This is a genomic window from Paenibacillus polymyxa M1, from assembly GCF_000237325.1.
In the GTDB taxonomy this organism is placed as follows: Bacteria; Bacillota; Bacilli; order Paenibacillales; family Paenibacillaceae; genus Paenibacillus; species Paenibacillus polymyxa_C.
Genome location: NC_017542.1, coordinates 3,920,905 through 3,943,211, shown reverse-complemented (window position 1 = coordinate 3,943,211; position 22,307 = coordinate 3,920,905). Strand labels below are relative to the sequence as shown.

The following is a 22,307-nucleotide window of genomic DNA, read 5'->3' as shown; positions in this document are numbered from 1 at the left end:
GTAACAGCGATCGTAAGATCAAATCATTTGCAAAGCGGTGTCCAGACCGTACACAGTAGCCTTTTTCAACGTAATCCATTTATTTCATCACATACTTCCCCTCTATTCGCATCATCCTATTTTTGAGATGCAGACGCCATTTCCTAAGAAAGGATGAATACGATTGCGAGATTTTTCGTGGAAGTATTTTGCGATGACTGGAGATGTCGGTGCGTATCTGTTATACAGGGAGAGCGCCGTGACAAGGGAGCAAGACACGGATGAAGGAGAGTCGGACGAGCATGAAGAAGCCCGTGAATAATACGAACCACTGGCTTCTTCGCGAATGTTTGGGGGAAGAAGCATGCTTTACAGGATGGAAGGAATCGTCATCCGCAGCATGGATTACGGTGAGGGGAACAAAATTATTACGCTTTGCACCGAAAGCGGAGGCAAAGTAGGTGTGCTAGTCAGAGGCGCGAAAAAATCCAAAAGCCGTCATGCCGCTTTAACGCAGCCGTTTACGTACGGTGAATTTGTTTTTTTTCGCAACACTGGCTTAGGCACGTTGAATGCCGGTGAAATTATCCAATCCCACCATACACTGCGCGAGGATATTACAAAGGCTGCTTACGCTTCCTATGCTTGTGAATTGCTCGATCGGGTGTTACAGGATGAGGAAACAGGTGCATTTTGGTTTAAGCAGCTTAAAGCCTGCTTGGAGGCACTGGAGAGTGGCAAAGATCCGCTGATCGTCATGAGTATTTATGAATTTAAAATATTACAGGCGGCCGGATATGCACCTCAGCTTGATGCTTGTATTTCAAGCGGTCAACAATGTGCTGATGAGGATATGTTTATCAGTCCGAGGTTAGGTGGGGTTTTGTGTCGGGGTTACAAGCATTTTGATCCGGCTGCGTTAAGTGTTGCTCCGCGTACATTGAAGTTGCTGCGCTTGTTCGCCCAAATAGATTTGAATCGACTCGGCAATATCGACGTGAAGGACTCCACCAAGCTGGAGATCAAACATGTCATGCGTCAGTTCATGGATATGCAGTTGGAGGTCAAGCTGAAATCCCGTAATTTCCTGGATCAGCTTGACAAGTACGACATGTGAAATGTGGTGTTCTCTTGACTGTATCACTGAAAACGTGTAATATCCTACTATATATCTCCTTTGGGAGCAGATGCATTGAACGAGAAAGTAACGAGACGTATTCTCTGTAGTTAGCGAGTTGGGGATGGTGTAAGCCCGGCGGGAATTGTTCGTGAACATGGCACTCGGGAGCGTCTGAATGGACACGGAAAAGAGGATTACGATCTGACTGGTGATGTATGGTCGCAATCAAGTAGGGTGGAACCGCGGGAGTTAGCTCTCGTCCCTACGTCTGTACAGGCGTAGAGGCGGGGGCTTTTTGCTGTCTCTAGCAAGGCTTATGGAATAAATTAGCCCTGTACATATGAGTTTAAGGATTAGAAATCACCAACATTTTAGGGAATTGGAAAGGAAGCGTGTGCCCATGAATTTTCAGCAGATGATTTTAACGCTGCAACAATTTTGGTCTGAACACAACTGTATTATTGTACAGCCTTATGATACGGAAAAAGGGGCAGGCACGATGAACCCGATGACGTATTTACGTTCAATTGGACCTGAGCCGTGGAACGTAGCTTACGTTGAGCCTTCTCGCCGTCCGTCTGACGGACGTTATGGTGAGAACCCGAATCGCCTGTATCAGCATCATCAGTTTCAAGTGGTTTTGAAGCCTTCACCTGATAACATTCAGGAGTTGTATCTGGAGAGTTTGAGCCGTTTGGGCATTAACCCACTGGAGCATGATATTCGTTTTGTTGAAGACAACTGGGAAGCTCCGACGCTGGGAGCCTGGGGATTAGGTTGGGAAGTATGGCTGGACGGTATGGAAATTACCCAATTCACGTACTTCCAGCAAGTGGGCGGTATTGATGCCAGTCCGGTTGCGGTTGAAATTACGTACGGTATGGAGCGTCTTGCTTCCTACATCCAGGACAAAGAAAATGTGTTTGATTTGGAATGGGTTAATGGAATCTCGTACGGTGATGTTTTCCACCAACCAGAATTTGAGCATTCCAAATATACGTTCGAAGTATCTGATGTCAAAATGCTATTTACTCTTTTTAACATGTATGAAGAAGAGGCGAATAAAGCGATGGCGCAGCATCTTGTATTTCCAGCCTATGATTATGTGCTGAAATGCTCTCACACGTTCAACTTGCTGGACGCTCGCGGAGCCATCAGTGTAACGGAACGGACAGGTTTTATTATACGAGTGCGTAATTTGGCGCGCCAGGTCGCTGCGACCTATCTGGAGGAGCGCGAGAAGCTGGGCTTCCCGCTGTTGAAGAAAGGAGGTGCGGCAAATGTCTAAGGATCTATTGTTTGAGATCGGGCTGGAAGAAGTGCCTGCACGTTTTATCCCAAATGCGATTCAGCAGTTGAAGGAACGTATGACGGCGTGGCTGGACAGCTCGCGTATTGCTTACAGTGCTGTAGAGGCTTATGCTACACCTCGTCGTTTGGCGGTACTTGTTAAGGAAGTAGCGGAGAAGCAGGAAGATATTAACGAAGAAGTTAAAGGACCTTCCCGCAAAATCGCACTTGATGAAGCCGGTAACTGGAGTAAGGCTGCTCTAGGCTTTGCCCGTAGCCAAGGTGTTGATCCTGAACAGTTCACGTTCAAAGAACTTGGAGGCGTGGAATATATTTACGCGACCAAGAGCAGCATAGGTGTACCAACGGCAGATGTGCTGTCCGAAGGTTTACTACACATTTTACATGCCATGACATTCCCTAAATTTATGCGCTGGGCAAGTTATGACTTTAAATTTGTTCGTCCAATCCGCTGGTTGGTAGCCTTGTTTGGTAGCGATATTGTTAATTTGGAGATTGCTGGCGTACAGTCAGGGAATGTGACAAGAGGACATCGCTTCCTTGGACAGGAGGCTGTTGTAGAAAGTCCAGCGGACTATGTCGAAGTACTTCGCAAGCAGCATGTCATTGTGGACATTGAGGAACGTCAGTCGCTTATTGTGAAGCAGATTGAAGCACTTGCAGCCGAAAAAGATTGGACGATTGCGGTCAAGGATGATTTGCTGGAAGAAGTACTGTATTTGGTGGAAACTCCAACAGTACTATTCGGTGGCTTTGACCCTGCGTTCTTGAACATTCCGAAGGATGTACTGATTACTTCCATGCGTGAACACCAACGCTATTTCCCAGTGCTGGATCGCACAGGAAAGCTGCTGCCATACTTTGTTACGGTACGTAATGGTGGCAGTCAATCGCTGGAAGTCATTGCAAAAGGAAACGAAAAAGTATTGCGGGCGCGGTTGTCTGATGCCAAATTCTTCTATGAAGAAGATCAGAAGCTGGAAATTAAGGATGCACTCTCCAAGCTGGAAAGTATCGTTTTCCACGAAGAGCTGGGAACAGTTGGAGACAAAGTGCGTCGAATTCGCCGCATTGCCGATGCTCTGGCAGAGAAGCTACGTGTTTCCCCAGATACACAGGAATCGGTTAGCCGAGCAGCAGATATTTGTAAATTTGACCTTGTAACACAAATGGTCTATGAGTTTCCGGAATTGCAAGGGGTTATGGGCGAGGATTATGCCCGTAAGGCTGGAGAGAAGGAAGAAGTGGCGAGAGCGGTGTTTGAGCATTACCAGCCGCGATTCGCAGGAGAAACGGTTCCTTCAACGAACGCTGGAGCGATTGTAAGTATCGCTGACAAGATAGATACCATTACAGGCTGCTTCTCCATCGGTATTATTCCGACAGGTTCACAGGACCCTTACGCGCTTCGTCGCCAGGCAGCAGGTATCGTGCAAATCCTGTTGGATCGTAAGCTTTCGGCTACGTTGTCTGATGTGTTCAATATCGCGCTTGATGTGCACAGCAACTTTGGAAATATGAAACGCTCCGCAGATGAAATACGTAAAGAATTACATGAGTTTTTCGGATTACGCGTGAAGAAACTATTGTCCGAGACACTTCGTTATGACGTTGTAGATGCTGTGCTTTCAGCTGGATATGACGATGTTGCTTCTGTGGTTAACCGCGGAGCTGCATTAATGACTGCTGTACTAACGGGTGATGTCTTCAAGGCAACAGTGGAGTCTTTTAATCGCGTAGGTAATTTGGCTGCTAAAGCAGTTCACAAGTCAGTGAATACGGGTGAATTTACGGAACAGGGCGAGAAAAACCTATACGAAGCATGGTATGGCGCCTATGAGTCTTATTGTACAGCCTTACAGGAAGGTGATGCGACACAAGCATTGGCGCTTGCTTCATCCATTACTCCTGCGGTGACGGCGTTCTTTGATTCCGTTATGGTTATGGCTGAGGATGATGCTGTACGTAATAATCGTTTGGCATTGCTGGCTGCTATTGACTCAGAATTGAAGCGTTTTGCTGATTTTTCCAAGCTTGTAGTTTAAACGTCGGTTGTGGTAGTATGAACAACTTGAAAAAATGGGTATAAATATACGGAACGGTGTAAGAGTGATCTTGCAGCCGTTCCGTATTTTACTCGAATGCGGATACGAGATGGGGGATGCTCATGGGAGGGTCCGGAAATTTCCCGGATGTACGGATCGTTGTTGACGGGGACGCTTGTCCTGTTAAAAGTGAAATTGCAGAGACAGCTTCCCGTTTTCATATTGACGTTATTATGGTATCTTCGTATGATCATCTCATTCAGGGCAGCAAAGGCGTAAGCGTTGTTAAAGTAGACCGAAGCGACCAGAGTGCCGATCTCTATATTGCCAATCATATCCGCCGCGGAGATATTGTAACAACCAACGATTATGGTCTTGCTGCACTCGCCTTGGCAAAAGGTTGTGAAGTGATGTCTTTTCGCGGAACGATGTATCGAAACGATTCGATAGACTTCATGCTGGACCGACGCCACACTTCTGCCAAAGAACGGAAAAAAGGACGTTATGGAAAAGGTCCTAAACCGTTTACATTAGAGGATCGTGAAGTTTTTCAACATAAACTGACAAAACTTTTACTTCGCTTGCAGGAGAATGAGTAACGGTATCGAATTATATTTACGTGCTAAAGAGATGAAGGTGGTTAATATGAGTGCCGGACAAGGTAACATACCGGACGATATCATCGAGTCAGTTTTACAACATCATGATATTGTAGATACGGTAAGCAAGTACGTGCATTTGACCAAGCAGGGGAAATATATGAAAGGCCTCTGTCCTTTTCATTCCGAAAAAACCCCTTCATTCACCGTGACACCGGATCGTCAGATTTTTTACTGCTACGGCTGCGGCGCGGGAGGCAATGCCATCAAGTTTATGATGGAAATCGAAGGACTATCCTTTCCCGAAGCTGTCAGGACAATGGCAGAAGAAAGTCATATTCCGCTCGGCGAATGGCAGGGACGTGATTCATCGCATCAGCATCCTGAGTTGGACAGGCTGTTGCAAGCGTATGAACTAACTTCTAAGATGTACCATTTTTTGCTTAAAAATACGGAGCACGGCAAACCAGCCATGGAATATTTGCGTTCACGGGGATTCAGTGACAAGATCATTGACCAATTCCAAATTGGCTATGCACCCAACCGATGGGATACGATCGTTCAGTTTCTAGAGAAGCGTTCTTTTGATCCTGTCGAGATGGAAAAGGGAGGACTCATTTCTCCCCGACATGAGGGTGATGGATATGTAGATCGATTCAGAGATCGTATCATGTTTCCCATTTGGAATCGAAACGGAAAAGTGATTGCCTTTGCAGGCCGTATACTTGGCGAGGGGCAGCCGAAGTATTTGAACTCGCCGGAGACCAAGCTATTTAACAAAAGCCGAACGCTGTACAATCTCCATCATGCTAAGACCTCAATTCGCAAGCTTCGTCAAAGTGTTCTTTTTGAAGGCTATGGCGATGTCATCTCGGCATGGGAAGCTGGCGTACAAAATGGAGTGGCTGCCATGGGGACTGCTCTAACGGAGCATCATGCTACGATGTTAAAGGGACTGTGCGACGAGGTTATTATTTGTTATGATGGTGACCGGGCAGGACAAGCGGCAGCGCTTAAAAATTTTCCGCTGTTGGAAAATGCGGGACTTCACGTAAAAGTAGCGTTGGTCAGCGATGGTATGGACCCGGATGATTTTATCCGGCAATACGGCGCTGAACGTTTCCAGCGCCAAATTATCGAAAGTGCTGTTTCAACGGTGAAATTTAAGCTTATATATCTGAAAAAAAACCATATACTGCAAGAGGAAGAAGGAAGAATTGCGTATTCCCGCGAAGCATTAAATGTCATTGCACCTCTGTCATCCCCGACTGAGCGGGAAGTGTATCTGCGCGAAGTATCTGCCGAAGTCAAGGTGGATTTTGAAACCTTAAAGCAGGAATGCAATTTACTCCGTCAATCCCTGCAAAAAAAACAGAACTTTGGGGATAATAACGAAAATGGGTGGAATAATGGTAGGCATAAAAAAGGGCAGGTCTCTACGCCCAATCTGTTGCCGGCTTACCATGTGGCTGAACGCAGGCTGCTTCACTGGATGATGCAGGATTTAGAAGCTGCAGAGTATGTAGAAAAGCATCTGGGGGACGCCTTTAATATTGAGGATCATGCAGCAATTGCTGCTTATCTATATGCCTATTACGCGCAAGGGAAGTTACCGGATACAAGCCGTTTTATTTCATCTTTGCAAGACGACCGACTGGAGAAGAACGTAAGTTCGATCATGATGATGGATGCTCCAGGCGTATGGGCACCGCACATTTTGGATGATTATATTCGTCAAGTGCGAAAATTTCCATTGCAGGAGCAACTGGATTTGAAGAGGGAAGAAATGAGAACCGCTGAGCGCTCAGGTGATTTTTTGCGTGCAGCACAAATTGCAAGCGAGATTATAGCCCTAGAGAGACAATGAACACACAGAGGTCGGATGTTTCTAGGAGGAGGGAGTCGAAAGATGGCGAATGATCAGCATACTGAACTGGAGACGGAATTAACACTGGATCAGGTTAAAGATCAACTGATTGAGTTGGGTAAAAAAAGTTCCTCTCTGAACTACAAAGATATCATGGAAAAACTGTCGCCGTTTGATCAGGACCCCGAGCAAATGGATGAGTTTTATGAGCAGCTGGGTGACTTGGGGATTGAGGTTGTGAATGATAACGACGAAGAAGTTACCAGATTGCGTCAAAATGACGACCCGGAAAACAATGACGGGGATGATTTTAATTTCGATGACGATCTGAGCCTGCCTCCCGGTATTAAAATTAATGACCCGGTCCGGATGTACTTGAAGGAAATTGGTCGTGTACCGCTGCTTTCTGCTGATGATGAGGTGGAGCTTGCCAAACGGATCAATAACGGCGATGAAGAAGCTAAGCGTCGGTTGGCTGAAGCAAACTTGCGTCTGGTTGTAAGTATTGCCAAACGTTATGTTGGTCGCGGCATGCTTTTCCTGGATCTAATTCAAGAAGGTAATATGGGTTTGATTAAGGCAGTAGAAAAATTTGATTACGAAAAAGGCTTTAAATTCAGTACGTACGCAACCTGGTGGATTCGTCAGGCGATTACGCGCGCAATTGCCGATCAGGCGAGAACGATCCGTATTCCAGTGCATATGGTGGAAACGATCAACAAGCTGATTCGCGTATCGCGTCAACTGTTGCAAGAGCTAGGGCGTGAACCTACGCCGGAAGAAGTGGCTGCCGAGATGGAGCTAAGCGTGGAAAAAGTACGGGAAATTATGAAAATTGCCCAAGAACCGGTTTCATTGGAAACACCAATTGGTGAAGAGGATGACTCACATCTAGGGGATTTCATTGAGGATCAGGAAGCGTTGGCGCCTGCAGATGCAGCAGCCTATGAGCTTCTGAAGGAACAACTCGAGGATGTACTGGATACGTTGACCGAACGGGAAGAGAATGTTTTGCGTCTCCGTTTTGGTTTGGACGACGGAAGAACCAGAACTCTTGAAGAAGTGGGTAAAGTGTTCGGTGTTACACGTGAACGTATTCGTCAGATTGAGGCCAAAGCGCTGCGTAAGTTGCGCCATCCAAGCCGCAGTAAGCGACTGAAGGATTTCCTCGAATAGAAGCGTAACATTGCGGACCTTCTGCGGCTTGAAGCGCGCAGAAGGTCTTTTTTTATCTCATGGCAGCCTTGGTGGAGGGGAAGAAGCTTGGACCAGGAGAAAAAACGGGCAATACTGTTACATGAAATTGAGCATTGGCGGCAAAGTCGGCTGCTCCCTGAGCAATATTGCGATTTTCTGTCCAACCTGTATCGGGAAGATGAAAATCTGGCACATTGCCAGAACCGTAACAACACCGGGCTGCTTACATATCTTAGACACGGGCATGGGATCGCCTGGCTTCTTGGTTTTGTCATTATTTCCTGCATTTGTTTGATCGGTTTTTATTTTACCGCTTTTCCGTTGGCAATGCAAATATGTTCGGCAAGTGCGGTTACTGCGATTTGCTATGGGATGGCCGCGGTTTGGCGGTCTTCAGAAAAGAGTATGAGTGCAATGTTGAGTACTTTAGGCAGTGCAATTATGCTGGGTTCAGGGGTATGGATCATTCAGCTTCATCAAGGTGAAGCTAAGGGTTGGTTTTTAGTGCTGGTGGGTCTATGCGGTTTGATATGGTGTCTTGTGGGATTAACTTTGCGCATCAGCTTGCTTCATTACTGTGGTCTTGCTGGGCTGCTTTTAGTGTATGCGGTCCTTATAGGCCGCTATTGGCCTACAGCTACTTTAGCGATGCTTGAGGTATTTTGGATTTTACACGCAGTATTGTTGATTGGGTTAAGCTGGTGGGTACATCGCCGCTTTCCACGTTTCGCGTTGGTTTATTTTGCTATAGGCTTGACCCTAGTGTTTATGGCGGAAGCAGACACGATCGTCCTGCGCCATCAAGCAGCAGGGGAAGTGATTTTTTTAAGCATATTGAAGTTGGCTTTTGTTGTAGGAATTTTATTTTGGACTCGAAAAAAATGGATTACGTGGGTGACGTCATGAAACTTTCTCAGCGATTACAATATATTTTGGAACAAATTCCTGCCGGTAGCAGACTGGCTGATATTGGCTCTGATCACGGACTACTCCCTGTGGCTGCAGTGCGCTCCGGCAGAGTATCGCAAGCTGTAGCGGGTGAGGTCAACGATGGACCATTGCGTGCGGCTCAAAAGCAGGTGGCTGAAGCAGGTCTTACAGATCGCATTGCGGTTAGAAAAGGGGACGGCTTGGCTGTAATCAAGGCCAATGAGGTAGATGTTATTACGATAGCGGGTATGGGCGGAGCCTTGATCGCTTCTATTTTGGAGCAAGGAAAAGACAAGCTTGTTTCAGTGAAACAGCTTGTTTTACAGCCCAACGTGGGCGAGGATATTTTACGGCGCTGGCTAATCAAGCATCAATGGGTATTAACAAATGAACATATCATGGAAGAAGATGGTAAAATATATGAAGTTCTGACGGCAGTACCTGCTTCGGAAAGTTCACTGAAACAGGATGACCTGTATCGGCCATGGGAACTTTCTGGTAGTTCGCTGGTACTGACAGAGGATTTGCTGATACAACTTGGACCGTTATTGGTCAAAGCACCAAATGAAATCTTTTTTTCGAAATGGCAATTGGAGATTCGCAAGCTTCAGGATGTGCGGGCACAAGTGGCTCGGTCAGATCAGGAATCTGCGCAGCATAAGCAGGAGCAATTGCGCAAGCAAATTGAACAGCTGGAGGAGGTACTTGCATGTTTGCCAAAGGACAGACAGTAATTAGCTACATGGAGCAATTGGCTCCGAAATACTTGGCAGTTCCAGACGATAGAATTGGGCTTCAACTGGGTAGTCTGCAAAAGGAAATAAGAAGCATTTTAGTAGCCCTGGATGTCAATGATGAGGTTGTTGAAGAAGCGATCCGCATAAAAGCTGATCTCATTATTGCGCATCATGCGATTATATTCCGCCCACTAAAAGCTTTGAACACGGACCAGCCTGCAGGCAGATTGTATGAAAAGCTGATCAAGAATGATATTGCTGTCTACATTAGTCATACGAATCTGGATACGGCTGAGGACGGCATGAATGATTGGATGGCAGAAGCACTGGGGATTCAAAGTGAAGGTACGTTGGAGGATGTTCACACCGAGCAATTATTCAAGCTTGTCGTTTTCGTACCCAAAACACATCATCAACGTGTACTGGATGCCATACTGAATGCGGGAGCTGGACATATCGGCAACTACAGCCATTGCAGCTTTAACATTGATGGTTATGGAACTTTTGTACCGGGTGAAGGCACACAGCCGTTTTTGGGTGAGCCAGGTAAAATGGAACGTAGTGAAGAGGTTCGTATTGAGACCATTGTACCGCAGGGTGTACGCAATAAAGTTGTCCAAGCGATGCTGAAGGCTCATCCTTATGAAGAGGTGGCTTATGACCTGTACCCTATGGATTTGAAAGGCCGTACCTTTGGTTTGGGACGAGTAGGCAAGCTCAAGGAAGCCCGCACGTTACGAGAGTTTGTAGATGTTGTGAAAAAAGGTCTCAACGTTGAGCATGTACGTGTGGTGGGTGACTTGGATCGTATGATCAAAAAAGCAGCCGTGCTTGGGGGCTCTGGCAGCCGTTATGTGAATAAGTCACTTTTTAAAGGCGCTGACGTATTAGTGACGGGGGATATCGACTATCACACGGCTCACGATGCCCTGATGGCAGGCATTGCTATTATTGACCCTGGACATAACGCAGAAAAGATTATGAAGCCTAAAACCGCAGATTGGATGCGTAGACGCTTGGCCGAAGATCGATACTCAACGGAAGTATATGTATCTGAAGTGAACACTGAGCCTTTTCAATTTTTGTAAAACCTTCACATCTATGAGAAAATAAAGGAGAACTATTACATTTTTTCGTAGGGAGAGGTTGTATGCGAAAGTTGATAGCCGATTCTGTGATTCATGCCTATCCAGGGATGGTTGCAGTTGTTACTTCCCGCTATGAGGGAGTAAATAATGTCATGGCCTCAGGCTGGCATACATATATCGGATCATCACCGGGCATGTATGGCATTTCATTGAGGAAGGAAACGTATTCTTACGGACTGATTAAGAAAAGTGGAGGCTTTGGTGTTCAGTTTTTGCCTGCGCACAGATCGGAATGGATTCAGGCTGTAGGTACCTTTAGTGGTAGAGATATAGATAAATTTCAGCAGTTTGGGATTGCATATGAGGACGGAATTTCAGTGGATGTGCCTATATTGCTGGAAGCTTATCTCGCTTATGAGTGTAAAGTAGTAGATATTCATACCTATGGAGATCATGATTGGATCGTCGGTGAAATACAGCAGACCTACCGGGATGATGAACTATTCCTCGATGAGGACGTTCCTAATTTTAGTAAGCTTTCAATTCCGTTATACGTGGGAAGGTCCGCTTATTACGTGGCAGATGATTCATTACAGAGAAAGGTACATCCGTTTTATTTGAACAAGTAAAGAGAGATCTCTATAATTTACAATATTTTCAGGGTTGTATCATGCACGCGTTCCCTGTATACTATGTAATGTTGTTCGGAAAGTTTGACAGACAATCGCTGGTGGCATAAGCCACGAGAGGAAAGTCCGGGCTCCATAGGGCAGGATGCTGGATAACGTCCAGTCAGCGCGAGTTGAAGGATAGTGCCACAGAAATGGACCGCCGATGGCCGCTTGCGGCACAGGCAAGGATGGAACCGAGGTGTAAGAGACCCCGAGGAACGCTGGTGACTTCGTTCCTGGTAAACCCCATCTGGAGCAAGACCTAAAGGGACACAGCTTCTTCGCGAAGCAGCCTTAGCCCGAGGCGTGTCTAGGTTGGTCGCTGGAGCTGGATAGCAATGTTCGGCCTAGATAGATGATTGTCGCTTTTAGTGGGAGGGTAGTTCCCGTCTGTACCACGAATAGCACAGAACCCGGCTTACGGAAAACTTTCCCCACTGCAACACCTTAAAATGTATGAATTATTGTTTTGTTAATGACCTGTTTGCATGAGAAACTTTTAATCCAAATGTATTTATCACATTAAAAAGGGTGCTTCATATTCCTGTGGGAATCATGAAGCACCCTTTTTAATGTGCAGCCGGATTACGCAGTCCGCTATATCTATGGAATGAAGCCCCCAACATAGTCAATGGGGGCTTCATTGTATTTACACTCTCCTAACGCAAAAACGTGCGAGGACGAGGCATGTAGTCAGCGTAGCGTGCATTTGAAGCTGGAGATTAACGTACGCTTTTTACCACATTTTTCTCCATATACAGCTTCAGTGCCCGATCCAATCGGTCAACTGCTTTTGGAAGCAAGGCAGGATCGGTATGCGTGAAGTTGATTCGCATATGGTTGCTGCCGCTTAAGTCAGCATAGAAGACTTGTCCAGGGACAAATGCGACCCCTTCCTGAATCGCGAGTTGCAGCAACTGATCAGAACGGAAGCCTTCAGGTAAGGTAACCCACATAAACATGCCACCAAGTGCATCATTCCAAGTGATTCCTTCCCATTGACGTTCTCTCATTAACGATGTAAGACGCAACATCCGAGTGTGATACTCAGCGGACACGGTACGTATATGTCCCTCCAAATCAAAGAAGTCCAACAGCTCATTCAAAGCACGCTGGTCAATACTGCTGGAGTGCAGATCGGCAGATTGTTTGGCATTTGCGGTCTTAACGACGATGGCTTGATCGGCTACCAACCATCCAGAGCGAACACCTGGAGCGACAGTTTTAGAGAATGTAGAAGTGTACATTACATGACCATCGCCACCTAGCTGTTGATCAATAGAAAATAGGGATGGGAAGTTAAGGTTTTCATCAAATTTGAGCCGTCCGTAAGGATCGTCTTCAAAAATCAAAGTTCCGTATTTACGGCATAGCTCAACAACGCCTGTTCTGCGTTCCATACTCCATACACTTCCTGCTGGGTTGGAGAAGGTAGGGATGACATACACGAATTTTGGCTGATGCTGTTTGATCTTGGCCTCAAGATCATCTAATTGCATACCGTTAGCGTCTGTATTTACACTTACAATGTTAGCGCCATAGGAATTGAATACCTGAAGAGCTGCCAAATAAGTAGGGGACTCCACCAATACTGTATCCTGCGGATCAAGCAACACACGTGAAACTAGATCAATGGTCTGCTGCGAGCCTGTTGTCATGAGGATGTTATCTCTGGTGACGGAGATGCCTTGGGATGACATGATTGCTGCCAGACGTTCCCGTAGAGGAATGTATCCCTCGGTTAGGCCGTATTGAAGTGCGGTAGTACCGCCGAGGCGGAATACCCGCTCATAGGCTTTAGCAACCGCTTCGACGGGAAAGAAGGCATCGGCCGGAAGGCCACCTGCGAGAGATAAAACATCTGTTCCCTGTGTCAGCTTCAAAATGTCCCTTACCATGGACGAGCCCTGAGTACGAGCCATACCCGAAAATTTGTATTCCAATCCAATCATCTCCTGTGTTCTATACTGTGCTAAGAAATTTGTTGTATTATATCGATAATGAAGTATAACAGTAAACGTCTAAATGTAACAGTTGATTTTTGGAGGGAAGGGTTCCGATGCATATTGATCTCAGCCGCAACAGCAGTGTCAAGTTATATTTACAGATTACCAAAACATTAGCGGATCGCATTCAGTCAGGGCTACTACCTCAGGGTACCAAGCTTCCCTCTATCCGTCATCTGTCCAGTCTGCTTGCGGTGAGTCCTGTAACTGTAAGCAAGGCGTATGCCGAACTGGAGTCCATGAATCTGGTTACGTGTACACAGGGAAAAGGTTGCTATGTGGCGGAAGCTTCAGTACCGATTTATCATGAGGGGACGCAGGATTTGTCTTGGCAGATGTCGTTGATCGATTATTTGCCGCGTGCACAGTTATGGAGAAACTTTAACCATAGCCGAGAGGCTACCTATTCTTTTCATATAGCGGCAATACAGCCGGAGCTTCTTCCCACGCGCGAAATCATCGCAGATACTCACCGTTTATCCTCTGAAAATTCCGATGTAATGGCTGCATATGGAACTTTTGAAGGTGATTTAGAACTAAGAGAAGTGTTCGCAGACCACTTGAGTGAACGCGGTATACCTATAGTGGCAGAGCAACTGCTTGTGACCAGCGGAGCTCAACAGGGGATTGACCTGGTGGCGCGTACGTTTGTTGGCCCGGGAGATGTGGTCTACATGGAAGCTCCTACCTATACTGGGGCCATTGATGTGTTCACTAGTCGTGGTGCCAAAGTAATTATGATTCCGATGGACGAGGAGGGTATGCGGATTGATATTTTGACACGTCTCTGTGATACCCATCCCCCAAAATTGATCTATACCATACCTACCTTTCATAATCCTACCGGCGTAACCTTGACGATGGCCAGACGCACGCAATTACTGGATCTGGCTCAAAGTTATCACTGTCTCATTGTTGAGGATGATCCATTTTCCGATCTGTATTACAAAACTAAACCCCCACTCTCTATTAAGGCGCATGATCAGTCCGGGCATGTTGTCTATATCAAAAGTTTCAGCAAAACCGTTGCTCCTGGTTGCCGCATAGCTTGTGTAGCGGCAACTGGGAGTGTAATGGATCGTTTGGTGGCTGCCAAGTCAACTACGGATTTAGGAAGTCCTCTATTAACGCAAAAAACACTGCTACCTTTTCTCAGGAATCGACTTGACCAGCATTTTGTTTCATTGCGAGAACAAATTCGAGATCGTCTAACAGTCGCATTGAATACACTCCAGCGCTATGCTCCGCCAGAAGTTACCTGGTATGCTCCTGAAGGTGGTCTCAATGTATGGATTAAACTTCCCTCTATGGTGGATATTCCAGAATTGGAGCGGGTAGCTGACCGTGAAGGCATTTCCTTTTTGCCTGGTGCGGTGTGCTATGCAGGTGGTATGGATAGTAATCATATCCGTATTTCTTTTTCGTATACGGACAAGGAAACACTTAAATCAGGTCTGCGCAAGCTATGTAATTTGTTGGGCGATATTCTTGATCATTCGGTCATTGTGGAACGAAAGCCTATTTTATAAGGGATAATTGTATTAGAGGTTAAACATCCAAGCACAGCATATGCCTCCTTAATATGCTGTACTAATTCACCGAAAGGAGTTGCACATTATGAGTCATTGTCATTACGACCCGGTCGTGTGCCCGCCGATCCAATTTGTAAATCATCAATTTTACCCACAGGTGGTACCTGTTGTTCATCCGATTGAGATCATCAATCAGGCGCATGTTATACCTGTGCCTCACCACGTATTTCCGGTGGTTGTCAAGGATCCTGGTGACCCATGCTGTCATACACGCAGTCATGGAAAGCGACCTGTCCGTACCAGTTCCAAGCGTTAAGAAAGCCTAAAAAAGCAGCCATGGAGCAACATGGCTGCTTTTTCCAAAAGGGTATCCTAGGCTTCCAGTTTCTTTAATATGGATTTCAACTTGTCACTGAAGTGCTGTGGATAGAATTGCAGGGGAACATAGGGACGCTGTGCTGCTTTCAATGCTTTATACACGTCGATTTGACCATACCCAAAATATTTGTCATGCCCTGGTGTGCCCAAATCAATTACGCTGTCTCTCATTAAATCCATTACCTCTTTATTGGTTAGATCAGGGTTAACGGATCGAATCAGGGCAGCTAACGCTGATACATGTGGACTGGCCATTGAAGTACCCGATAGTGCAGCATATTGATTCCCAGGATACGTACTGGCAATACTTGCACCTGGAGCCATGACGTCCACATAATCGCCGTAGTTAGAAAAGGATGCGCGGTGCATAGAAGAGTCTGTAGCGGAAACGGCAAATACTTCAGGGTACGCTGCTGGATAACCGGGTCGCTCTGTATTATCATTGCCTGTGGCTGCAACTAATACAACATCTTTGTCATAGGCATATTTGATCGCATCATGTAAAAATGAAGCTTGTGCATAGTTGCCCAGACTCAAATTGATGACCTTGGCCCCGTGATCAGCTGCCCATATAATACCTTCTGCAACCGAGTAAGTTGTACCGGAGCCAGATTGGTCAAGTACCTTGATCGGCATGACCTTGTTGTACCACGTCATACCGGCGACTCCCTCACCATTATTAACGAGCGCAGAAATGATGCCGGCGACATGCGTTCCGTGACCGACGTCATCATAAGGCTTTTCAGACGGGTTTACCACGTTATGCCCAGAAAGAATTTGGCCTTTTAGATCAGGGTGATCCAAATCCACTCCTGTATCTACAACCGCGACAATTACATCTTTGCTGCCTTTGCTTAGTTTCCAGCCTCTGTTGGTTTCGGTAGCAGGCAGGTTCCATTGATAGCGAGAAAAGAGCAGATCATTAGGAATAGAGCTGTCGGCATTGATAGGTGCTTTCTCATTGGTTAGATACATATAGTGAGGCTCAGCATAAAGCGGGTTCCACTTTTGTGAAAAGTATTGCTTTAGCTCTTTAAAGTTCATCTTATCCGAATGAAATACATAAGTATAACCAAGCTTACGGCCTGGTTCACAGTGCAAATCTGCTGCAATTTCCTTCAATTGTCGTGAATCAGGATTCTGACGGAAGCGAACGACAATTTCGTTTTCAAAATAATGGCTTGCATTTTCGTTGTCGTGACCCGTTTTGACCGTGATATCGTGCAATGTGTCGGGATGTACGGATTCGATTTTGTAGCTACCTTCTTTTGGATAGGGAATTAAACGCAAATTTTTGCGCTGATGCTTCTCCACGTCACGCAATACTTGCTGACTGACCAGGGCGGCAACGCCGCATGTTCCATCAGCCGATGGTTCAGCCATGACGAAATATTTACCGCCCTCAACTTGAAAAGCAGCCGATTCATAGGATTTATTTTGCATGACGGAACGACGAGCCGCAGCCAAGCTGCTTTGAATTTGAGGGTGGTTCAGCAGACTTGTCTGTGCTTTGTTGCCTGTGTAGGTGTCAGTCTTTCCGTCCCTAATGTGAATCCACTGGAGCGTATGAAGATGACTGTGTGATTGCTGCAATGTGTGGGTGAACTGTCTTTTCTGATTGGCAGTTTTACCATTCAGCTCCCGCATTACGTATTGAATATCTTGTCTTGCGTCCATCCGTGTGAGGGTATCCGTAGCGGACAGGTCCAAAGCCAACATTCCTTTTTTAAGCTGCTTCTCCTGCTGTGGTACCATCTTGGTCGTATATTGGGGCTGTGGTGTTTGGCGGTGATCGCGTGAAGGTAGCATCAGTGTGATCAGAAGCACCCCGGCAGCTGCTCCGAACAGGGGTTTTAACCATTTTGGCCGAGACATGAAACCGTCCTCCTTGAGTATTCATAAATTTATGGTTTAGCGTGAGGAGATTGGCATGTTTTTATACCTTTCAATGCTTATTTGTGGTAGGATAAATACTGAAAATTACAGCTCTTTCGGTTAGAAGGGACTATTTTCGGGTAACCAAATTGATGAACAAGCAACAAATAAGGGGGAGCTGCCTTGATGTCAGCAGTCAACGTACAAAAATTATGTGAGTCGGCGCAGGAAAGACTGAAAACTGCCGTGAAACGTGTGGAAACATTCCTCAATGAGCATGCTCTGCCGCAACTGGCTGTGGATGCTAATGAGGAGTCCGTACTTTTTTACAAAGGTTTTTTGTCGGATCTCCGCCATGTCCTTGTTTTTTCCGAAGTATCCTATGAAAAGCTAGGTGTGGCTTTGCGCCGTGCCAACTTTGACGTCGATTTTGCGGAAAAGGCATTGTATAACGTATACCATGACTGCGTGAACAGCTTTTTTTATCCCAAAAATGAAACTTACGCAGAGGACGGACGCTATGCTTATACGGGACAAGATGCTATCCGCTTCCGTAAAACGCCAGTGCCAGCCGCCCGCGAAGTGATCATGGACATTACGAAAAACTTTGAAGAATTGCGTGATGATCTGACTTATTATGAAAGTGATTATTTGACACAGCGCCGGATGCAGACTCGTCGTACTCATGCCTAAAGCAATCAATCCAAGAAATTCATTTCTAATCAAAAACTAAAACAAGACAAGCAAGCCGTTTTCACTTGTTCCTGCCAGTTTGGAGGAGGCGAGGGGAAGCGGCTTTTTTCGTATGTCACCAACTGCCATATGCCATGAACGCATAGGTGCAGGGGAGCGGGGGGACAATGAATCCGAGGTGATGATCATGAGCCAAGAGGCCAAGCCAATCGTAAAGTGCAGCGTAGCCAATTGCCATTATTGGGGAGAAAACAACTTTTGCAAGGCAGATTTGATCATGATTGAAGTAGACGGTCATGCCGGAAAAAAATTCAAAGAAGAGTATGCGGGGGAAAGCTTTAGTTCAGATGAACGTGATAAGGCTGCAACGTCTGCTGCAACCTGTTGCCACACCTTTAAGCCGAAGTCTCTGTAAATGTATAACGCGATTCATTTCCATTTGGAGGTGCAGTTATTATGGAAGATCATGAAAACGATAAGCATAAGAATGAAGAGCATGTTAGCCGTGAACGTGTAGATTATCCTCGTCATGTTCAGGAACGCTCTGCCAAGCGCCGCCATCATCGTGAGGAATATGCAGCAGAGGTTGCTCCTGGCTCGCCAGTTGTGACCAGACATGAGAACAACGGTAAAGAGCAGGTTATTAACAATAGTGGTCGTATTTCCGGCTATATTGGGCTGGCTGCAGGTATCGCATCATTGTTTATGTGGTCTATTGTGCTGGGACCCATTGCAGCAGTTTTAGGATTTTTTGCTTATGTAAATGGCAGTAAAACAACCGGTATTTGGTCGATTGGTCTTGGTGCACTAGCAACATTGAGTTATTTTGCTTTTATCCCATTTGTGCGCTAACCCTGTTGGTTAAAGGTTCCGGTATCTTAGCTCCGCTGTCTTTTCGACAGAAACGGAGCTTTTTTTCATTAAAAAGTATGGAAGTACATAGTAAAAAGTTGTATCATAGCAATAACGACAAGCTATTTGGGATATAACAACTATAGAAAGTTGGGAACACCACATGCAAATTGATCCGCGCGTGTCCAAATCCATGTTAGACATGCAGCTGTTAAATAATATGAGTGCTACGACCCAGACGGGTACAGCGGATGCTTTTTCTGGATTGCTGGAACAAGTAGGTCAGCTGGAAACAGATAATGCTGTCACTCGAGAAAATTCAGGCGATGTTACCAGAGATGAAAACGGTTTGCTCTGGCTTCAACTGGGACCATCGAGGGGAACGGCTTCGTCATTGGCAGTCTATCCTGCTTCTTCCAATACGGCAACGGATGGACCTACAAAAGCTACAGCGTATGATAGTTTGATTAATGAGGCAAGTCAGAAATACGGCGTCCCGGTAGCTTTGATTAAAGCAGTTATTGATACGGAATCTTCATTTAATCCATCGGTTACTTCTTCGGCTGGAGCCAAAGGACTTATGCAGTTGATGGACGCTACAGCTCAAGGTTTGGGAGTTAGTGACCCCTATGATCCTGCACAAAATATTGATGCTGGCGTACGCTATTTGTCTTACCAGATTAAACGTTTTAACGGACAGGAAAATATGGCGCTGGCTGCGTACAATGCAGGTCCCGGACGGGTACAGCGGCTTGGCGTAAGTAGTGATGAGCAGTTGATGTCTGTACTGGACAAGCTTCCGGTAGAAACGCAAAGATATATTTCCAAAATTCAGAATGCACGTGAAAAATATACCATTTAAGCCCTATAGCTTATAGCATAAAAGTGCGTAATTTCAATTCGATTAGGTCCGCAGACAGGATCAATATGGGGAAAGGGTGTCGCTGTAATGAAGCGGCCTTTCCCTGTTTTGGTCTTTTTTTGTTGTAACAGTTGTGGGGCAGAAAGGGGAGTTTAATGAAATATTTTGATTATGCCGCGACAACTCCGCCTTTTGAAGAGGTGATTACAACCGTTGCCGAGGTAATGAGACGACATTATGGCAATCCGTCTTCCATGCATCGGTATGGAGAGAATGCGGATAAGTTGATCAAGCGCTCGCGCGAAGTATGCGCTGCAGCTTTGGGAGTATCTCCTGCGGAGATTGTCTTCACATCCGGGGCAACGGAAAGCAACAATCTTGCCGTTAAGGGGGCGGCTTTGCAGTATCAGACCAGAGGCAAGCATATCGTGACTGTATCGACAGAGCACCCGTCTGTGTATGAAGCTTGCAAACAGCTGACAAATTTGGGTTTTGAGGTTACTTTTTTACCTGTGGATGAGGGAGGTCATGTTAGTGCCGAACAGGTTTGCGCAGCTGTTCGTAAAGATACGATTTTAGTCAGTATCATGCATGTCAATAATGAGACAGGAAGGGTGCAACCGTTGCGAGATATCGGAGTTGCGCTGAAAAAGCGCTTCCCCCGTGTTCTATTTCATATTGACGGTGTACAGGGATTTGGCAAGTTGCCGGTTGATCTCCGGGGCTGGCAGGCTGATCTGTACAGCCTTTCGGCGCATAAGCTGCGTGGACCCAAAGGTGCTGGATTGCTATTCGTTCGGGAAGGCGTAGAGCTTTTCCCATTGCTTAGTGGTGGCTCTCAGGAGCAAGGGGTTCGTGCGGGTACCGAAAATGTACCACTGCTTGTCGGTATGTCCAAGGCAGTACGGCTAGCGGGCGAACGACAAGCAGAGACTGCACGGCGCATGATCGAGTGGAGAGAACGGGTGGCCGCAGAAGTGAAAACAATCCCACAACTGCGGCTGAACAGTGGGAAAGAAGCGCCGCATATTGTCCACTTTTCGTATCCGGGCATGAAGGCCGAGGTACTGCTGCATACGCTGGAGCAATTGGGTGTGGCAGTGTCCACCAAATCGGCTTGCTCTTCAAAATTAGCCGAGCCGAGCCGGGTGCTGTTGGCGATGGGCCGCAATGAGGCGGAAGCAGCCGGCGGCATACGTATCAGCTTTGGTGATGAACATACGGAACAGGATATCGACGAGCTCATACTTGCGCTTCGACAGGCTGTAGCCAAGCTGGAATCCCTTGAAAGGTGGAAACGTTAAAATGCACTATGATATGCTTTTACTTCGCTTCGGCGAATTTACATTAAAAGGGAAGAATCGCGCTCGTTTTGAGAAGGCTGTACTAAAACACGTAAAGCTGCTGCTTAAGCCTTTTCCAGGTGCTTCGTTGCGCAAGGAATTTGGACGGATTTATGTAGTTCTCGGAGGAGAGCCTTATGAACAGATCATTCAAGTGTTGCAAAAGGTGTTTGGCATCACGACGATTAGTCCTGTCAAAATGGCTCCTGTTGAGCTGGATGCTATCATTGAGACGGCTGTAGCTTTAATGCATGAGCTGAACGTAGACGAGGGAACGACATTCAAGGTAAATGCCCGCAGGGTGTGGAAGGAATTCCCCCATTCTTCACAAGAGTTGAATCATTTAATTGGTTCTCCTATTTTGCGGACGTTTCAGGCATTGAAGGTCGACGTGCGTCAACCTGATATTGAGCTACGTGTAGAGGTAAGAGAGCAGGCGGCATATATTTTTAGTGATGTTATTATGGCTGTAGGGGGCTTTCCGTTAGGAACCAACGGCAAAGCTATGCTGCTGCTGTCCGGTGGAATTGACAGTCCGGTAGCAGGATGGTCATCCATGCGTAGAGGCTTGGAAATCGAATGTGTACATTTTTATAGCTATCCGTTTACAAGTGAGCGTGCGAAAGAAAAGGTTATTGATTTGGCAAAAGTATTAGCAGGCTATGCAGGCCGAATCAAAATCCACCTCGTACCGTTTACAGAGGTGCAGACGGCTTTTACACGCACTGGGCAGGATAATTTAATTATCACGCTAATGAGACGGTCCATGCTGCGAATTGCAACGATGCTGGCAGAGCGTGAAGGAGCGCTGGCACTCGTGACGGGCGACAGTCTGGGTCAAGTTGCTAGTCAAACGCTATCCAGCATGAATGTGATTGGTCGCTCAACGGAACTCCCCTTGCTGCGACCTCTCGTTATGATGGATAAGCAGGAGATTACAGAAATCGCTAAGCAAATTGGCACCTACGATTTATCCATTCTCCCGTATGAGGATTGTTGTACATTATTTGTTCCCAAATCTCCCACGACCAATCCGAATTTGTGGGTAGTTCAGAAGATTGAAGCTTCTATTCGGGATTTAAATGCTTTGATCGATCAGGCTGTAGCTACAACGGAGACGGTTGTCCTTGAGGCAGGTGGAGCTGTAGAGGGGCGTAAAGAGGAAGTTATACAGGAAGATTGGTTTTAATAAAAAAGGCAGACCCGCAACAATGTTGGGGTC

The 22,307-nt window shown here is 46.3% G+C and carries 21 protein-coding genes and 1 other RNA gene; 20 read left to right on the top strand and 2 right to left on the bottom strand.

The features are described 5' to 3' along the window. Window positions 1–163 precede the first annotated feature (163 nt). The 12 genes from PPM_RS28710 to rnpB all read left to right on the top strand — a co-directional run bounded on the left by PPM_RS28710 (window position 164) and on the right by rnpB (window position 11,980). Window positions 164–301 (top strand): YqzL family protein, encoded by a 138-nt coding sequence (locus tag PPM_RS28710; RefSeq protein ID WP_013372137.1) that lies wholly within the window; start codon window positions 164–166, stop codon window positions 299–301. A gap of 42 nt (window positions 302–343) precedes the next feature. After that, on the top strand, window positions 344–1,096 hold the full coding sequence (gene recO / locus PPM_RS17685; protein ID WP_016324557.1) for a DNA repair protein RecO: 753 nt from the start codon (window positions 344–346) through the stop codon (window positions 1,094–1,096). A gap of 403 nt (window positions 1,097–1,499) precedes the next feature. Beyond that, window positions 1,500–2,387 (top strand): glycine--tRNA ligase subunit alpha, encoded by an 888-nt coding sequence (gene glyQ / locus PPM_RS17680; RefSeq protein ID WP_013372135.1) that lies wholly within the window; start codon window positions 1,500–1,502, stop codon window positions 2,385–2,387. Beyond that, window positions 2,380–4,455, top strand: a complete 2,076-nt coding sequence (glyS, locus tag PPM_RS17675; protein WP_013372134.1) for a glycine--tRNA ligase subunit beta — start codon at window positions 2,380–2,382, stop codon at window positions 4,453–4,455. The genes glyQ and glyS overlap by 8 nt, the downstream gene beginning before the upstream one ends. Before the next feature lie 122 nt (window positions 4,456–4,577). Next, window positions 4,578–5,054 (top strand): YaiI/YqxD family protein, encoded by a 477-nt coding sequence (locus PPM_RS17670; protein WP_013372133.1) that lies wholly within the window; start codon window positions 4,578–4,580, stop codon window positions 5,052–5,054. Beyond that, a complete protein-coding gene (gene dnaG, locus PPM_RS17665; protein ID WP_016324556.1) occupies window positions 5,047–6,921 on the top strand; it encodes a DNA primase in 1,875 nt (624 codons plus the stop codon). The genes PPM_RS17670 and dnaG overlap by 8 nt, the downstream gene beginning before the upstream one ends. Window positions 6,922–6,963: 42 nt before the next feature. After that, window positions 6,964–8,097 (top strand): RNA polymerase sigma factor RpoD, encoded by a 1,134-nt coding sequence (gene rpoD / locus PPM_RS17660; RefSeq protein ID WP_007431230.1) that lies wholly within the window; start codon window positions 6,964–6,966, stop codon window positions 8,095–8,097. Between the two features lie 87 nt (window positions 8,098–8,184). Beyond that, window positions 8,185–9,024 (top strand): hypothetical protein, encoded by an 840-nt coding sequence (locus tag PPM_RS17655; RefSeq protein ID WP_013372131.1) that lies wholly within the window; start codon window positions 8,185–8,187, stop codon window positions 9,022–9,024. Then, window positions 9,021–9,782 (top strand): tRNA (adenine(22)-N(1))-methyltransferase, encoded by a 762-nt coding sequence (locus tag PPM_RS17650; protein WP_013372130.1) that lies wholly within the window; start codon window positions 9,021–9,023, stop codon window positions 9,780–9,782. Before PPM_RS17655 ends, PPM_RS17650 begins: the two co-directional genes overlap by 4 nt. Continuing rightward, window positions 9,758–10,873 (top strand): Nif3-like dinuclear metal center hexameric protein, encoded by a 1,116-nt coding sequence (locus PPM_RS17645; RefSeq protein WP_013372129.1) that lies wholly within the window; start codon window positions 9,758–9,760, stop codon window positions 10,871–10,873. The genes PPM_RS17650 and PPM_RS17645 overlap by 25 nt, the downstream gene beginning before the upstream one ends. 62 nt (window positions 10,874–10,935) lie before the next feature. After that, a complete protein-coding gene (locus PPM_RS17640; RefSeq protein WP_013372128.1) occupies window positions 10,936–11,502 on the top strand; it encodes a flavin reductase family protein in 567 nt (188 codons plus the stop codon). A gap of 79 nt (window positions 11,503–11,581) precedes the next feature. Next, an RNA gene (rnpB, locus tag PPM_RS28050) (RNase P RNA component class A) lies at window positions 11,582–11,980 on the top strand. A gap of 286 nt (window positions 11,981–12,266) precedes the next feature. Here the strand turns inward: rnpB and PPM_RS17635 are convergent. Next, window positions 12,267–13,487, bottom strand: coding sequence for a PLP-dependent aminotransferase family protein (locus PPM_RS17635; RefSeq protein ID WP_013372127.1), 1,221 nt, complete (start codon window positions 13,485–13,487; stop codon window positions 12,267–12,269). A 116-nt stretch (window positions 13,488–13,603) separates the two neighbouring features. Between PPM_RS17635 and PPM_RS17630 the strand changes: the two genes are divergently transcribed. Continuing rightward, window positions 13,604–15,079, top strand: a complete 1,476-nt coding sequence (locus PPM_RS17630; RefSeq protein ID WP_013372126.1) for a PLP-dependent aminotransferase family protein — start codon at window positions 13,604–13,606, stop codon at window positions 15,077–15,079. Window positions 15,080–15,167: 88 nt separating this feature from the next. Then, entirely contained in the window at window positions 15,168–15,398 is a 231-nt protein-coding gene (locus PPM_RS17625; RefSeq protein WP_013372124.1) for a hypothetical protein, read from the top strand. A gap of 56 nt (window positions 15,399–15,454) precedes the next feature. Here the strand turns inward: PPM_RS17625 and PPM_RS17620 are convergent, their stop codons facing one another. Beyond that, window positions 15,455–17,335 (bottom strand): S8 family peptidase, encoded by a 1,881-nt coding sequence (locus PPM_RS17620; protein ID WP_016324553.1) that lies wholly within the window; start codon window positions 17,333–17,335, stop codon window positions 15,455–15,457. 186 nt (window positions 17,336–17,521) lie between these two features. Here PPM_RS17620 and PPM_RS17615 point away from each other — a divergent pair, with 186 nt between their 5' ends. From PPM_RS17615 to thiI, 6 genes are all read left to right on the top strand, one after another. Further along, on the top strand, window positions 17,522–18,028 hold the full coding sequence (locus PPM_RS17615; protein ID WP_013372122.1) for a YpuI family protein: 507 nt from the start codon (window positions 17,522–17,524) through the stop codon (window positions 18,026–18,028). Window positions 18,029–18,215: 187 nt separating this feature from the next. Beyond that, entirely contained in the window at window positions 18,216–18,443 is a 228-nt protein-coding gene (locus PPM_RS17610; protein WP_013372120.1) for a DUF1540 domain-containing protein, read from the top strand. A gap of 41 nt (window positions 18,444–18,484) precedes the next feature. Next, window positions 18,485–18,880 carry a hypothetical protein gene (locus PPM_RS17605; RefSeq protein WP_013372119.1) on the top strand — a complete coding sequence of 132 codons (396 nt, stop codon included), beginning with the start codon at window positions 18,485–18,487 and terminating at the stop codon, window positions 18,878–18,880. Between the two features lie 163 nt (window positions 18,881–19,043). Next, window positions 19,044–19,742 carry a lytic transglycosylase domain-containing protein gene (locus PPM_RS17600; RefSeq protein ID WP_013372118.1) on the top strand — a complete coding sequence of 233 codons (699 nt, stop codon included), beginning with the start codon at window positions 19,044–19,046 and terminating at the stop codon, window positions 19,740–19,742. A 155-nt stretch (window positions 19,743–19,897) separates the two neighbouring features. Then, window positions 19,898–21,046 carry a cysteine desulfurase family protein gene (locus tag PPM_RS17595; protein WP_013372117.1) on the top strand — a complete coding sequence of 383 codons (1,149 nt, stop codon included), beginning with the start codon at window positions 19,898–19,900 and terminating at the stop codon, window positions 21,044–21,046. A gap of 1 nt (window position 21,047) precedes the next feature. Continuing rightward, window positions 21,048–22,274, top strand: coding sequence for a tRNA uracil 4-sulfurtransferase ThiI (gene thiI, locus PPM_RS17590; RefSeq protein ID WP_013372116.1), 1,227 nt, complete (start codon window positions 21,048–21,050; stop codon window positions 22,272–22,274). Window positions 22,275–22,307 lie beyond the last annotated feature (33 nt).